Source organism: Acinetobacter sp. LMB-5 (genome assembly GCF_001541635.1).
Classification (GTDB): Bacteria; Pseudomonadota; Gammaproteobacteria; order Pseudomonadales; family Moraxellaceae; genus Acinetobacter; species Acinetobacter pittii.
Genome location: NZ_LRDR01000008.1, coordinates 182,936 through 196,091 on the forward strand (window position 1 = coordinate 182,936; position 13,156 = coordinate 196,091).

Here is a 13,156-nt window from a genome sequence, read left to right on the forward strand (position 1 = left end):
AAACATGGAGCATTTTATGACCCTTCCAACAACCATGAAAATTATTGAAATTACGGCTCCGGGTGGACCTGAGGTTCTAAAAGTTCAAGATGCTAATATTCCAGAACCTCAAGCAGATGAAGTCTTAATTGAGGTAAAGGCTGCAGGAATCAACCGCCCTGATGTATTGCAGCGTATGGGTTTATATCCTATGCCTAAAGGTGTTACTCAAATACCTGGACTTGAAGTCGCTGGTGTTGTGGTTGCTGTAGGTGACGAAGTAGATCAATTCAAGGTTGGCGATAAAGTTTGCGCCCTAACAAATGGCGGCGGTTATGCAGAATATTGTGCGGTAACTGCAACTCAAGTATTACCAATACCTGAAAATTTATCATTTACTCAAGCTGCTGCGATTCCAGAAACATTTTTTACAGTTTGGGCAAATCTATTTGATATTGGCCGTTTAAAGAAAGATGAAACCGCACTGATTCATGGTGGGGCAAGTGGTATTGGAACCACAGCTTTAGCCATTTGCCACGCTTTGGGGATTAAAACTTTTGCTACGGTTGGTAGTGAAGATAAAGTTGAAGCACTCTCAAGTTTAACGACAGCAATTAACTATAAAACCCAAGATTTTGAGCAAGAAGTTTTGAAACATACTCAAGATCAAGGTGTTGATGTTATTTTGGATATTGTGGGTGGTTCTTATTTCACAAAAAATTTAAATCTATTAAAACGTGATGGCCGACTGGTCATTATTGGTTTTATGGGTGGACGAATCGCAAAAGAATTTGATTTACAAAAACTGATTTTAAAGCGTGCCACAATTACGGGCTCAACGATGCGAGCACGTAATAGCCAAGAAAAAGCCCAGATTGCCCAATCTTTGCATGAGCATGTGTGGCCATTATTGGCTCAAGGTAAATGTTTACCGCAAATCTATAAAACGTATGCTTTTTCAGATGTACAAAGTGCTCACACATGTATGGAACAAGGTGATCATATCGGAAAGATCGTTTTAGAAATGAATGCGTAACGCTGTAATCATTGAAGTTTGGGCGAACGACAGGTTCGCCTAAACTGAATTTTATAATTCTAGATTCTGCCTATTTCTCTATAAAAATTGCCAAATTCTATTGGCAGATTGCACCAGTTCCATAACTTCACCTATAAATTGAGTAAGAAATAACAATTGGTTTTTACCTTATTATTTCTTTCCATACTGATGAAAAAGGATAGTAACAATGAATACCGCAAATATTGATGATAAAAATCCTACTCCAGATTTGGCTGAAGATAATGCCTTTTTCCCATCACCTTATTCACTAAGCCAATATACTGCTCCTAAAACTGATTACGATGGCACGACTTACCCAACGCCGTATACAGGCAATAAAAAAGTTTTAATGATTGCAACTGATGAGCGTTATATCCAGATGCAAAACGGTAAGTTCTTCTCAACAGGTAACCATCCTGTAGAAATGCTTTTACCGATGTTTCATTTAGATAATGCTGGCTTCGAAATTGATATTGCGACACTTTCAGGAAATCCAGCCAAACTTGAAATGTGGGCAATGCCAAAGCAAGAACAAGTGGTGTTAGACACCTTTCAGAAATATGCAGATAAATTAAAAAATCCGCTAAAACTTGCTGACATTTTAGAAAATGCAGTCGGTGAAAACTCACCATATGCGGCTGTATTTATTCCGGGTGGGCATGGCGTATTAGCTAAAATTCCACATAGCCTTGAGGTGAAAAAAGTTCTTAAATGGGCGGTTGAGCATGATAAATTTATTATTACATTATGCCATGGTCCAGCTTCATTACTTGCTGCGGCTGTAGATGAACAGCCAGAAAACTATATTTTTAAAGGCTATCAAATTTGTGTATTCCCTGATTCATTAGATAAGGGAGCAAATATTGATATCGGTTATATGCCTGGAGCTTTACCTTGGCTAGTGGGTGAAAACCTTGAAAAACTTGGTGTGGAAATTTTAAATAAGGGCATTACAGGTCAATGTCATAGAGACCGTAAATTGCTAACTGGTGATAGTCCGCTTGCTTCTAATAATTTAGGCAAACTCGCAGCGGAAACATTGTTGGCTGAAGTGAAGGATTAAGTAAGCAGTTTTTATAGAAATAGGGCTTTTTATTAAGCCCTATTTTTTTATAATGAATGTGTTAGGTATAAATTTGAAAATGATAAGTGATGTAAAATCAGCATAATAAGTAAGAATAGGAGAATATTAAAATGATAAAAATAGAAGATATAAATCTACTTGAGCAAGGGTATAAGTTGGTATTTGATTTAAGGTTATCTTCTTCAATATTGATGGATGAAAATTATATCAAAAATATACAGCAAACTACGTTGGATAAGGGAACAACTATGGGGCTTAAGGGCGACAATGGTTTATATGCAACAGCTGAATGGTGGGAAAATATCAAAAATGGCAATATAGAAACTTATTGTTTGAAAGGAGTAATAGTTGAAATTAATGAGGAAAATCCTTTTATAGCGGAAAATACAATGATTACAATTAAAGTAAATGGAACGAATAAAGAAATTTTTCAAGATATAGTTTTTACGAGTGAAAGAGAAAAAACTATTAGTGAAGAGCTTTACAAAGCTGGAAATGAGATAGTATCCATTTATATTCTTGATAAATTAAAAGAGGAAGATACTTGGAATTGGATAGTAGAAGAGAAATTGGGTGTTTCTCCATTACTTAATAGAGTTTACATTAAGGGTGAAGGTTAAAATTATTTTATATTAATGGATTATAGGGGTTTAATATGGGTGAGGATGAAATTAATATTATAGCCTATAATTACGTGGGCTACATTAAATTAAATAAAGATATTATTTTTCCTGCTGATGGTAATGAAAATGATATTATTTACAACCAAAGTGGAGTTAATAGGAGGGTTTTTTCTGGATATGTTAGCTTTCCCGAAGTTGAAAAGAATACTTTATTTTATATGAAAGCTTTTTTGCTTACTCTTACTGTAGATATACCTTGTAAGGAAGAAATTCATTCTTTAATTAAAATATTTTCATATTGTGAAAACCACTCTTCATTAATTGAAAAATTATCATTAGGTCTAAAATCTAATTCAAAAGGTCTTATTTTTAATGGGCTTAAAGAAATAATCGGTGATTTTTACTTGTTTGAAAAAATTGATGACTTGTTTTTCTATGATGGAAGAGAGGAGTCGTACAATATTTTTTTTAAAGATAAATAATTTAGATAGTTATAAAATATAAAACGAATAAAGACTAAATAAAATGACAGAGAATTGTGCATTGATTAATCAAGGATATAAATAGATATTTGAATGAGGTAGTAAGTATCACCGAATATAAGTTTTAAGACTAGGGGGCTTCATATGAAATTAAAGAAGATTTACTTTTATCTGCTTGAAAGGCATAAGAAAAAGATAGTTTTTTTAATTTTATTTTTTACTTTAGTGAGTGTTTTCATTCAAGTTAAAGTGGGCTTGATTGACTATGGATACTTTTTTGTCATTTTCCTGAGTTGCTATGCTTGTATATATATGTGGTGCAATGGAATATTTGCAGAAACTTTACCAATCACTGAATCGAGTAATAATGGAGAAATCATAGCGAGGTGGATGATGATTTTTTCAAGTACATTTTTTCATGTTTATTTATTAATTAATCCATTGTTAAATAAATAGTTTTTTTAAATAATGAAGTATTAATATGAATAAACTAGATTTAAGTGTTAAGGTGGTTCAGGGGAGAGATTCCATAGAGATAAATCATATCGCTTTTGAAAATTCAGCCTTTATATGGCCCACGGATAAATCTGATTTAAAGTTATTCGTTGATCAAGGTGCCTTACTTGTACCATCTGAATTAGAAAAATCTATTTACACTTCTGGATTTTATCTAATATTTACAGATGTCTCTGGTATAGCTGATGATGGCGGTTGGGATTATATCAAGGTTACTCATAAGAATAACCTGGTTTACTGGGAAGTGTGGTTTAATAATGGCTGGGTTGAGTTAGTTTTTGACCTAACTGTGTATCAAAAAGAGCTTTTTGAAACTATGAATCAACTAAAAATATTGCCACCAAATATTATTGTACAGCCTAGTCAGATTATATTTCCAGAATAATAGTAAATTAAAGCTGGCATTTTGCCAGATTTTTGTTGGTAAGATTTTGATTTTAAGTATTTATATAAATTTTAATCTATTTGATATGTTTAATGTATTTAGCTTATATAATTATATGTGGAATTTTAAAATTAATATTATATAAGATTTTTAGTTGTTAACAATATGTATAAAGGTTAATTGGAAAATTAGTATTAATCCTGGTGCTGCGATTCTATTTGGTATTAATAGGTAGGAATTTAATTTGTGTAAAAAACAGTACCGAAAAGGAAAAGCTAAAAAATTAGATAGAGGGTAATATATATGAGTATTAACGATGTTGATAAGGCCATTGCTTTAATAAATTTACATCTTGATGAGGCTGATTTTGAAGGGGAGAAAGAGGAACTTCTAGTAAAATTAGCTGAGAATTACTTGGAAATAACTTTTCCTGATAGTTACAGATATTTTCTAAAAAAATTAGGATGTGGAGATATTGCAGGGCAAGAATTTTATGGAGTAATTAATGAAGAAAAAATTAATTCAGGAATTCCTGATGCAACATGGGTTACACTAAACAATAGAAGGCAATCTGATTTGCCAGCTAAATATATTGTTTTTTATCATTTTGGTGATGGTAATTATGCAGTTTTGGATTGTGAAAAAAACAATCAAGGTAATAATATAGTTGAAATTTGGTCTCCTGGTGAGAACACATTCCAATTTTTCTCAGCTGATTTTGGTAGCTTTTTTTATAACCAAATTAAAAAAATGTTTGATTAATTTAATTAATGATATTTTGAGCACACTACACTAACTTATGAAAAATTATCTCACAAAAATAGAAAAAATTTTTCTGACTATGCTTGGGAAGTTGAATCAAAAGGATGTCTTGAGTTGGAAATACAGGTATTTGATAAACTATATACATTTAAATTTTATGATCCTATTAGTTTGAAACAAACTATTGAAGATGATTTGAGATCAAATCAATATTTTTTATGAAAATATGGTTGTATTGCCAAAATTAAATTTAAGGAATATTGAAAAATTTATAGAAGATATAATTGATACTCCTTATCTATTATTTTTTTCTACAAAAAATCTAATAAAAGGACAAGAGGTAGGAAGTGAAAGAAACTTATCTTTTAATATATACAAGATATAAATTCCTAATATTTTCGGTATATACATTAATTTCTGCTTTTGGATTATTTTTGCAATATATCAACGAAGTTTTATCTATATCTTCTGTTTTAGTTATATTTTCATCAACTTTTTTTTGCTTATATGCTTGGTTTAATGGAACTTTTACCTTTGTATTTGCTATAGATGTTAATAGTAGTACAGGCGAGGTTTATAGAAGATGGTGTGTAATTCTTTTTAGCTCTTTATTCTATGTGTATACTTTAATTGATCCTTTTCTATAATCATTACTAGCATATCTATTTGGTAGATTATATGTGCGCCCTGCGGGACTCGAACCCACGTCGGTCGCTTAGGAGGCAACTGCTCTATCCAGTTAAGCTAAGGGCGCATAATTTTATGATTATAAACAAAAAAGCTATTGCTAAGGCAATGGCTTTTTTACGTTTTAGTTATTAAAACTTTTGCCAGAGTGGCCAATAAAGATAAAGTTGAACCATTCAAAGGTTTCAAACACTTATATCTGTAGAAAAACAGTTTAGAAAGCTAAAAAATCACAAAAACTTCATGTTTATCTTTCTATGATCTGAAGCAAAACACGAAAAGGTTTAAGACAAGCAATTGAGTAGATGAAACTATTCCCAAAAGGTTGTTTGTTAAAAATCAGATTTAGCTACCTATAATTCAAAAGGGCAGAGCATGAAAAAAATTGATGAACAGGACTTATCTAGAATTATTGAAATGGCATGGGAAGATCGCACTCCATTTGAAGCAATTGAGCGAGAGTATGGCTTAAGCGAAAGCGAAGTGATTCGTTTAATGAGATACAACCTAAAAACCAATAGTTTTAAACTTTGGCGTAAACGTATGGCAGGGCGTAAAACTAAGCATCAACAATTACGTTCACCAGACGTTGAACGAGCTTACTGCTCTCGTCAGTATAAATATGCTTAACATCATCAGATATAATCAATTGAAAACCAGCTGATTCAACAATTAAGAGTAGTGTTGAATCAGTTAAAACAATCGAGTGAAATATCTACTTAGTTGATCGGGCTTGTCTTTTACATCTTTCAGAGCAATATTTTACTTCTTCCCAGCAACGTTCCCATTTTTTTCGCCAGTCAAAAGGACGTTGACAATAGGCACATATTTTCTGGGGGAGATACTGTTTTTTCATGGTCTTAAAGCTCATCAAGTTGATGAATAAGTAACTTTGCATGCTGCATGACAGAAGCTTTATCTTTCATACGATCAAGGTTTTTATAGACCATAGCCATTCTGGGATTCTGACGAAATATGGCCTCATGTCGGCTCATAAAATACCAATATAAGCTGTTAAATGGACAACTGTCGGACTCAGTTTTTGTTTTAACGTTATATGTACAGTGTGGACAATAATTTGACATTTTATGTATGTAATTACCTGATGCAGCATAGGGTTTACTTGCCATGATGCCGCCATCTGCATACATTGCCATGCCGAAAGTATTCGGTAATTCGACCCATTCATAAGCATCTACATAGACTGCTAAATACCATTCGCAAATTTCTGATGGGTTTACACCTGCTAAAAGCGCAAAGTTGCCTGTAATCATTAAACGCTGAATATGGTGGGCATAGCCATGTTGAAAGGTATTTCTGAAGCATTCGGTCATACATGCCATTTTTGTGTTACCCGTCCAGTAATATTGTGGCAGCGGCGTGCTGGCATGAAGGGTATTTTGATCGCTATAGTCAGGCATAGACAACCAATAGATTCCACGCACATATTCCCGCCATCCTAAAATCTGCCGAATAAATCCTTCTACTGCATTTAAGGGAGCCTGTCCGTTGTAATAAGCTGTTTGGGCAGCGTCACATACCTCTTTTGGTAATAACAATCCACAATTTAAATAAGGCGAGAGCAGACTATGAAACATAAAATCTGAACCATAAACCATAGCATCTTGATAATCGCCAAAGTGGGGTAGGTTGTTAGAAATAAAATGGTCTAAAGCAAGCAAGGCATTTTGACGGGTTGTTGCCCATTGAAAGGAATTGAGATTGCCGATATGTTGAGAAAATTCTTTCTTGACCAGTTGAATAACATCTATATCAATTTGATCATGCTCAAAGGTTAATTTTGGTGGCAAAGGTGGATCGCCTGACCATGCTTTTCGATTGGCTTGATCAAAGTTCCATTGCCCACCTACAGGTTGTTGGTCATGCATTAAATAGTGAGTTTGCTTGCGCATTTCTCGATAAAAGTATTCCATTCTTAGTGTTTTATATTTGTTTGCCCATTGCTTGAATTGTTCTACGGTACAAAAGAAGCGATCATCTTCTAAACAAATAACAGGTAGTTTTAGTGAGTTAGCCCATGAACTTTCGATTTCATGCTGTAAGCGATACTCACCACATTGGGTAACGACGAGAGTATTTGCCGAGAAGTGTTGCTGCTGCAAAGCAATAAAGTCGACTAATTTTTTTATATGACTTTCGCGCTTAAATGTGTGATAACGGATTTTCCAGCCCTGTGCTTTTAATTCTTTTGCAAAGTGTCGCATTGCACTAAAAATCAGCGCTATTTTTTGTGGATGATGCGCAACATAAGATGTTTCCTCAAGTACTTCAGCCATCAAAATAATGTCTTCATTCCGGTTTAAATACTTGAGCGTTGCGAGTTGGTGATTTAATTGATCACCCAAAATTAAACCAAATCGCATATTTTTGCTTCATGAGATGGAACTAAAACTAGTCTAAATTTTCAGAGATCAATTTTATGTGAAGCAGTGCTTCTAAGTTCATCACTGGTCAGTTAGCTATAAAGTCATAGATATAACTTAAAATCATAGCACGCGTGAATAAAATGTGATTTTAATCAAAAAGATACAAATTAAATAAATTGAAGATGTTCGCCAGTATGCGTAAGATTTTTGAAAAATACGTTTTAAGTCTGATCCTTTTGAAGGAGCTATAGAGGCCGTCGAAAGGTTTTTAACTCGAGTATATAAATGGATACCAACAACCATCCTATTGCTTATATTTTTCAGCAGCAACAACTTTTGGTTGATGCGAATTTTAATCTACCTTGTCTTGAACAGCAGGAATATGATTTACCTATACAAGCAGACCCTCTAGTAATAGCAAGAGATTTCCAAGAAAGCGAACTTATACCAAATGGATATCAGTTCATACCCATTCGCCAACTCTTACAGTATTGGACTAAACCTCAGTTTGAGCAGGCAAGTCGCGCTTTTCAGTTGCTAGAGTGGCGCCGTAATCATCAGTTTTGTAGTCGTTGCGGACATAAAACCCAGCAGCATAAGACTGAATATTCGATGACTTGTCCAGCATGTAATTTTAGTCAATATCCTAGGGTCAATCCTTGTGTAATTACCATTATTACGCGTGGTGAGGACGAGATTTTGCTGGCTAAAAATGCTAGAAATAAGAGCCAGATGTACAGTTTAATTGCTGGCTTTGTCGAGGTAGGGGAAACACTAGAAGATGCTGTTCGACGTGAAACATTAGAAGAAGTTGGATTACAAATTAAGAATATTCAATATTTGGCGAGTCAACCATGGCCATTTCCGAGTAACTTAATGTTGGCTTTTAAAGCTGAATATGAAGCGGGCGAAATTGAAATTCAGGAGAACGAACTGAGTGATGCTCAATTTTTCAAACTTGATCAATTACCTGAAATTCCATTTAAAGGCAGTATTGCGCATGCAATGATTATGCACGTTATTCATGGCACACCTGTCGCTGATGATACGAAACAGTGGCTTTAATCTTATAGTTTTAAATAAAAAAGCCATTGTCTAGACAATGGCTTTTTAGATTTATTTATTCTTCAGGATTCTCAATGGAATCCAGTTTTTTAGGATTTAAATAGTCAAAAAGTACAAGCATTGCAGTAATCCAAATAGGGATCATCATTACTGACTCTTTGAAGCCTTGAGTCCACATAATATAGAGAACCACAGCAATAAACGCTAAAACTAAGTAATTACTAAAAGGTGACCATAACGCTGGAAAAGATGTCTTAATATTCGCGTGCTTAACAAAGCGTCTATACTTCAAATGTGTAATTGATATCATTGCCCAGTTTAGAACAAGTGCACCAACTACAACATACATGAGATGTCCAAGAGCATCTTCAGGTACAAAGTAATTTAAAAGAACGCAACCAAAGATTAATAAAGCCGAAAGCAGAACAGCGGGAATAGGAACCCCCTGTTTATTGGTTTTTGCAAAAACTTTTGGTGCATTCCCTTGTTGAGCAAGACTGTAGAGCATACGGCTATTTGCAAACATCCCACTGTTATAAACAGATAAAGCAGCAGTTAAAATAATAAAGTTCAGTAAGTGTGCAGCCCAACCAATTCCCATTTGGCTAAAAATCATAACAAATGGACTTTTGTCGAGACCGCCAAGATCTAATTGGTTCCATGGCACTAATGAAAGTAAGATCGCTAGTGAACCGATATAGAAAATCAAAATACGGAAAACGACTTGGTTAATTGCTTTTGGAATCGTTTTTTTCGGATCTTTTGCTTCTGCTGCGGCCATACCAATCAGTTCAATACCACCAAAGGCGAACATCAAGAAAGCCAACATATAGAAGAGGCCGCTAAAGCCATTTGGAAAAAATCCACCATGAGACCAAAGGTTACTAAATGAAATATTTGAGCCTACATCTGCTGTAAATAGCAAATAAAGCCCAAAAACAATCATAGAGATAACCGCAGCAACTTTAATAATAGCGAGCCAGAATTCGGACTCACCATAAAATTTGACGTTGGTTAAGTTAATTGCCGTAATCACGACAAAGAAAAATAAGACAGAAGTCCACGCTGGAATATGAGGCCACCAATAATTAATATATTTGGCTACCGCGGTGAGTTCACTCATCGCAACCAGAACGTAGAGTATCCAATAGTTCCATCCGGTTAAAAATCCGGGAAATTTCCCCCAATATTTATACGCAAAATGGCTGAACGATCCTGCAACAGGTTCTTCAACAATCATTTCTCCCAAGTGACGCATAATCAAAAACGCGATTAAGCCGCCAATGGCATATCCTAAAATAATGGATGGTCCCGCAGATTGAATCACTTGCGCCGAGCCTAAAAATAATCCGGTACCAATTGCTCCACCCATAGCAATTAATTGGATGTGTCGATTTTTTAGTCCTCGTTGCAGTGTAGAAGATTCGTTGGTCAAAGGTCTTCACTCACAATGAATAAGTAAATTATTCTAATAGATGGAGTTATTTTAGCCTAGACTACAAATTAATAAGCTGTGACTGAAAAGTAATTATAAAAAATATTTAAAATCATAATCTTACTTTTAATATTTTAATATCGAGTGAAAAGTACTCTAAAAAATATAATTTCAGATAGACTTTTTTTCTTAGATTTTGCTTAGATTAAGTCATTGCAAGAGCATTGTTAAATTCACAAAATATGCTCGCGTCAATACGATTGATGTATAAAATAGATCGCTATCTCTTGGCCTTAAAACAATTTAAGATGCAGAGAAGGGTAAACAAGAATGCTTGTTTTGATATAGAAGAACATAATAGTAAGGATAACAGTTGATATGAGCTCAGTACCGCAAATTAAAATTCCAGCAACTTATATGCGTGGTGGAACCAGTAAAGGTGTCTTTTTTAAGCTTGATGATTTGCCGGAAAAAGCCCAAGTTGCAGGACAAGCAAGAGATCAGCTCTTACTACGTGTAATTGGTAGTCCAGATCCTTATGGAAAACAAATTGATGGCATGGGTGGTGCCACTTCGAGTACCAGCAAAACAGTTATTCTCGCTAAAAGTTCTCAGCCAGATCATGATGTCGATTATTTGTTTGGTCAGGTTTCAATTGATCAAGCTTTTGTAGATTGGAGCGGTAACTGCGGTAATTTAACCGCGGCTGTTGGTTCTTTTGCGATTTCAAATGGCTTGGTTGATGCAGATCGTATTCCAGAAAATGGCCTATGTACGGTTCGAATTTGGCAAAAAAATATTCAAAAAACTATTATTGCTCATGTGCCTATTACCAATGGTCAAGTTCAAGAAACTGGGGACTTTGAACTGGATGGGGTGACGTTTCCTGCCGCTGAAGTTCAAATTGAGTTTTTAGACCCAGCCGATGACGGTGAAGAAGGCGGTGATATGTTCCCGACAGGAAATATCGTTGATGAATTAGATGTTCCTGATATTGGCCGTTTCCAAGCGACATTTATTAACGCTGGTATTCCAACCATTTTCTTAAATGCAGAAGATTTGGGTTACCAAGGTACAGAGTTGCAAGATCATATTAATAGTGATGCAACTGCACTAGCACGTTTTGAAAAAATTCGTGCCTATGGCGCGGTGCAGATGGGTTTAATTAAAGATATTTCAGAAGCGGCTGCTCGTCAGCACACACCCAAAATTGCTTTTGTCTCTAAACCAAAAAACTATACAGCTTCAAGCGGTAAGTCAGTTTCAGAGAGTGATGTCGATTTATTGGTTCGAGCTTTGTCGATGGGTAAATTACACCATGCGATGATGGGAACAGCAGCGGTTGCGATTGGCACAGCAGCTGCCATTCCAGGCACATTGGTAAATTTAGCAGCTGGCGGCGGTGAGCGTGAAGCAGTACGTTTCGGGCATCCATCTGGGACATTACGTGTTGGTGCTCAAGCTGAACTTACAAATGGCCAGTGGGTTGTTAAAAAGGCAATTATGAGCCGTAGTGCGCGTGTGTTAATGGAAGGTTGGGTACGCGTTCCAGGTGACAGTTTCTAAAAGTCACTTAAAAATGAAAAAAGCCTCTCCATTTTGTAGAGGCTTTTTTACATGGCCTTCGCAAACTCATCACGCACTTTTCATAGTGAATCGTGTATGATGTAGTGCATGAATGCTTCATGACATTCAATAAAATTTCTCTACTGATTTTATCGAGGCGACTGTGTCATCACTCTCTCAAGTTAATGCGGATGTTTTAAAACAAGCTCAACAACGTATTCAACAAGATTTATTGACGACACTGGCCGCATTTTCAATTCCAGAACCTTTAAAAAGTGCAGTACACCATGCAGTCATGCTTGGTGGAAAACGTGTGCGTCCAGCTTTATGTTATGCCACGGCTTCTTTACAGCCAAATCCGAATTTTGCTGCGGCTCGCCGTGCTGCGGTTGCAGTTGAACTTATTCATTGTTACTCACTAGCGCATGATGACTTGCCTTGTATGGACAATGATTTACTGCGTCGTGGTCAGCCGACTTGTCATGTTGCGTTTGGCGAAGATACGGCTTTGCTTGCAGGCGACATTTTACAATCAATGGCTTTTGAGGTTTTAGGGAGCCGTTTGTTCGATGAACAAGGGCAGGGTACCGATGCCGCGATTGTATTAAAACAAATGCAGATTTTAGCAACTGCCAGCTCCAAAATGGTCTCTGGACAGGTATTAGATTTGCAAGCTGAAGGTAAGCAAATTACTCAAGACGAACTTGAAAATATCCATCGCAATAAAACTGGTGCGCTCATTCAGGCGGCCATTATGATGGGTGCAGTGACTATCTTCTCTGGAACAGATCAAGCAATTCCAAAGTTGCGTCAATATGGGCAGACGATTGGTTTGGCTTTTCAAGTATTAGACGATATTCTCGATATTACTTCGAGTACCGAAACCTTGGGTAAAACCGCAGGTAAGGATGAACAAGTACAAAAATCGACGTACCCAGCCTTAATGGGGCTCGAACAAGCAAAGTCGTATGCTAAAGACTTGCATGATCAAGCTTTTGAAGCTTTAGCTCATTTTGGTGATGATGCAAAAGAATTAGTAGATATCTCACAATTCCTTTTAGCGCGTACCAATTAATAATATTAAATCAATATTCATAACTTCTATTCATATTCAATGAATAAGGGAGA

At 35.5% G+C, this 13,156-nt stretch carries 13 protein-coding genes and 1 tRNA gene; 10 read left to right on the plus strand and 4 right to left on the minus strand.

The window, feature by feature from the left end; translation table 11 throughout:
* The first annotated feature begins 4 nt into the window (after window positions 1-4).
* From AW165_RS12990 to AW165_RS13020, 6 genes are all read left to right on the plus strand, one after another.
* Entirely contained in the window at window positions 5-1,015 is a 1,011-nt protein-coding gene (locus AW165_RS12990; protein WP_081410653.1) for an NAD(P)H-quinone oxidoreductase, read from the plus strand.
* Window positions 1,016-1,223: 208 nt separating this feature from the next.
* Window positions 1,224-2,099 (plus strand): glyoxalase III HchA, encoded by an 876-nt coding sequence (gene hchA, locus AW165_RS12995; RefSeq protein ID WP_060466068.1) that lies wholly within the window; start codon window positions 1,224-1,226, stop codon window positions 2,097-2,099.
* Window positions 2,100-2,230: 131 nt separating this feature from the next.
* Window positions 2,231-2,740, plus strand: coding sequence for a hypothetical protein (locus tag AW165_RS13000; protein ID WP_060466069.1), 510 nt, complete (start codon window positions 2,231-2,233; stop codon window positions 2,738-2,740).
* A 35-nt stretch (window positions 2,741-2,775) separates the two neighbouring features.
* Entirely contained in the window at window positions 2,776-3,225 is a 450-nt protein-coding gene (locus AW165_RS13005; RefSeq protein WP_060466070.1) for a hypothetical protein, read from the plus strand.
* Between the two features lie 481 nt (window positions 3,226-3,706).
* Window positions 3,707-4,126: a hypothetical protein gene (locus AW165_RS13015; protein WP_060466072.1), complete on the plus strand. Its 420-nt coding sequence runs from the start codon at window positions 3,707-3,709 to the stop codon at window positions 4,124-4,126.
* Between the two features lie 303 nt (window positions 4,127-4,429).
* Window positions 4,430-4,888 (plus strand): SMI1/KNR4 family protein, encoded by a 459-nt coding sequence (locus tag AW165_RS13020; RefSeq protein ID WP_060466073.1) that lies wholly within the window; start codon window positions 4,430-4,432, stop codon window positions 4,886-4,888.
* A gap of 681 nt (window positions 4,889-5,569) precedes the next feature.
* Here AW165_RS13020 and AW165_RS13025 read toward each other — a convergent pair.
* Window positions 5,570-5,642: transfer RNA gene (locus AW165_RS13025), tRNA-Arg, on the minus strand.
* 308 nt (window positions 5,643-5,950) lie between these two features.
* Here AW165_RS13025 and AW165_RS13030 point away from each other — a divergent pair.
* The gene (locus AW165_RS13030; protein ID WP_032052731.1) at window positions 5,951-6,205 is read left to right on the plus strand and encodes a TIGR03643 family protein; all 255 of its coding nucleotides are present in this window, start codon (window positions 5,951-5,953) and stop codon (window positions 6,203-6,205) included.
* Between the two features lie 85 nt (window positions 6,206-6,290).
* Here AW165_RS13030 and AW165_RS19345 read toward each other — a convergent pair whose 3' ends face one another.
* Entirely contained in the window at window positions 6,291-6,431 is a 141-nt protein-coding gene (locus AW165_RS19345; RefSeq protein ID WP_081410660.1) for a DUF2256 domain-containing protein, read from the minus strand.
* 4 nt (window positions 6,432-6,435) lie between these two features.
* A complete protein-coding gene (locus AW165_RS13035) occupies window positions 6,436-7,959 on the minus strand; it encodes a cryptochrome/photolyase family protein (RefSeq protein WP_060466074.1) in 1,524 nt (507 codons plus the stop codon).
* A 288-nt stretch (window positions 7,960-8,247) separates the two neighbouring features.
* Between AW165_RS13035 and nudC the strand changes: the two genes are divergently transcribed.
* Complete coding sequence (gene nudC / locus AW165_RS13040) at window positions 8,248-9,027, plus strand: NAD(+) diphosphatase (protein ID WP_060466075.1); 780 nt, start codon at window positions 8,248-8,250, stop codon at window positions 9,025-9,027.
* 55 nt (window positions 9,028-9,082) lie between these two features.
* On the opposite strand, the gene AW165_RS13045 is transcribed toward nudC, so the two are convergent.
* Window positions 9,083-10,462 carry an amino acid permease gene (locus AW165_RS13045; RefSeq protein ID WP_031946772.1) on the minus strand — a complete coding sequence of 460 codons (1,380 nt, stop codon included), beginning with the start codon at window positions 10,460-10,462 and terminating at the stop codon, window positions 9,083-9,085.
* 378 nt (window positions 10,463-10,840) lie between these two features.
* Between AW165_RS13045 and prpF the strand changes: the two genes are divergently transcribed.
* The gene (gene prpF, locus AW165_RS13050; protein ID WP_060466076.1) at window positions 10,841-12,028 is read left to right on the plus strand and encodes a 2-methylaconitate cis-trans isomerase PrpF; all 1,188 of its coding nucleotides are present in this window, start codon (window positions 10,841-10,843) and stop codon (window positions 12,026-12,028) included.
* A 163-nt stretch (window positions 12,029-12,191) separates the two neighbouring features.
* Window positions 12,192-13,103, plus strand: a complete 912-nt coding sequence (locus AW165_RS13055; protein ID WP_060466077.1) for a polyprenyl synthetase family protein — start codon at window positions 12,192-12,194, stop codon at window positions 13,101-13,103.
* Window positions 13,104-13,156: the final 53 nt, after the last annotated feature.

Coding starts and splice junctions, on each gene's coding strand:
- AW165_RS12990 (WP_081410653.1), top strand. CDS start 5: ATGGAGCATTTTATGACCCTTCCAACAACCATGAAAATTATTGAAATT.
- hchA (WP_060466068.1), top strand. CDS start 1,224: ATGAATACCGCAAATATTGATGATAAAAATCCTACTCCAGATTTGGCT.
- AW165_RS13000 (WP_060466069.1), top strand. CDS start 2,231: ATGATAAAAATAGAAGATATAAATCTACTTGAGCAAGGGTATAAGTTG.
- AW165_RS13005 (WP_060466070.1), top strand. CDS start 2,776: ATGGGTGAGGATGAAATTAATATTATAGCCTATAATTACGTGGGCTAC.
- AW165_RS13015 (WP_060466072.1), top strand. CDS start 3,707: ATGAATAAACTAGATTTAAGTGTTAAGGTGGTTCAGGGGAGAGATTCC.
- AW165_RS13020 (WP_060466073.1), top strand. CDS start 4,430: ATGAGTATTAACGATGTTGATAAGGCCATTGCTTTAATAAATTTACAT.
- AW165_RS13030 (WP_032052731.1), top strand. CDS start 5,951: ATGAAAAAAATTGATGAACAGGACTTATCTAGAATTATTGAAATGGCA.
- AW165_RS19345 (WP_081410660.1), bottom strand. CDS start 6,431: ATGAAAAAACAGTATCTCCCCCAGAAAATATGTGCCTATTGTCAACGT.
- AW165_RS13035 (WP_060466074.1), bottom strand. CDS start 7,959: ATGCGATTTGGTTTAATTTTGGGTGATCAATTAAATCACCAACTCGCA.
- nudC (WP_060466075.1), top strand. CDS start 8,248: ATGGATACCAACAACCATCCTATTGCTTATATTTTTCAGCAGCAACAA.
- prpF (WP_060466076.1), top strand. CDS start 10,841: ATGAGCTCAGTACCGCAAATTAAAATTCCAGCAACTTATATGCGTGGT.